This is a genomic window from Mycobacterium sp. 1245801.1, assembly GCF_001673055.1.
Classification (GTDB): Bacteria; Actinomycetota; Actinomycetes; order Mycobacteriales; family Mycobacteriaceae; genus Mycobacterium; species Mycobacterium europaeum_A.
On the sequence record NZ_LZKY01000040.1, the window covers coordinates 1 to 780 of the forward strand.

At 58.7% G+C, this 780-nt stretch carries 2 protein-coding genes; one reads left to right on the top strand and one right to left on the bottom strand.

Annotated features, from left to right (window positions below; translation table 11 throughout):
* Positions 1-113 (top strand): class I SAM-dependent methyltransferase (locus A5622_RS28835; RefSeq protein WP_197507929.1); only part of this gene is annotated, 113 nt, incomplete at its 5' end.
* A gap of 60 nt (positions 114-173) precedes the next feature.
* On the opposite strand, the gene A5622_RS02265 is transcribed toward A5622_RS28835, so the two are convergent.
* Positions 174-780 (bottom strand): class I SAM-dependent methyltransferase (locus tag A5622_RS02265; protein ID WP_066876392.1); only part of this gene is annotated, 607 nt, incomplete at its 5' end.

A 780-nucleotide genomic window follows, 5' to 3' on the forward strand; every position in this document is an offset into this window, starting at 1 on the left:
TCGCCCTGCAGTCCGAAGAGGTCTACGACAAGTACATGCACTACCTGACCGGCTGCGAGAACTTCTTCCGCAAGGGTGTCACCAATGTGGGGCAATTCACGCTGGAGAAGTAACCGGCCCAGTAAAGCAATCGGCCCCGAACGGTTCACCGTTCGGGGCCGACTTGTCCCGCCCTACTTGACCAACGTGAACTGATTGACGTCGGTGTAGCCCGCACGGAACAACTTCGCGCAGCCGGTCAGGTACTTCATGTACCGGTCGTAGACCTCCTGGGACTGGATGGCGACCGCCTTGTCCTTGTTGGCCTCCAGGTTGGCCGCCCAGATGTTGAGGGTCCGCGCGTAATGCTGCTGCAGCAGCTGCACCCGCTCGATCGTGAAGCCCGCCGCCTCGCCGAATTTGAAAATGTCTTCCTGCGCCGGGAGTTGTCCACCCGGGAAAATTTCCTGGCCGATGAATCGAGCGAATCGGATATCGCTCATCGTGATGGAAACACCGCGCTCGTGCTGCTGTTTTTGCGTGTAGGTCAAGATGGTGTGCAACAGCATTCGGCCGTCGTCGGGAAGGATCTCGTAGGCGCGCTCGAAAAATGCGGGATAGCGCTCCATCTTGAAAGCTTCGAAGGCGCCAATCGTGACGATCCGGTCGACCTTGTCCTCGAACTCTTCCCAGCCCTGCAACCGCACCTCGATGTTGCGGCTGGTCGGCAATCCGGCCAGCTTGTTCTTGCTGTACTCAAACTGATTGCGGCTCAGCGTGATCCCGATGACGTTGACGTCG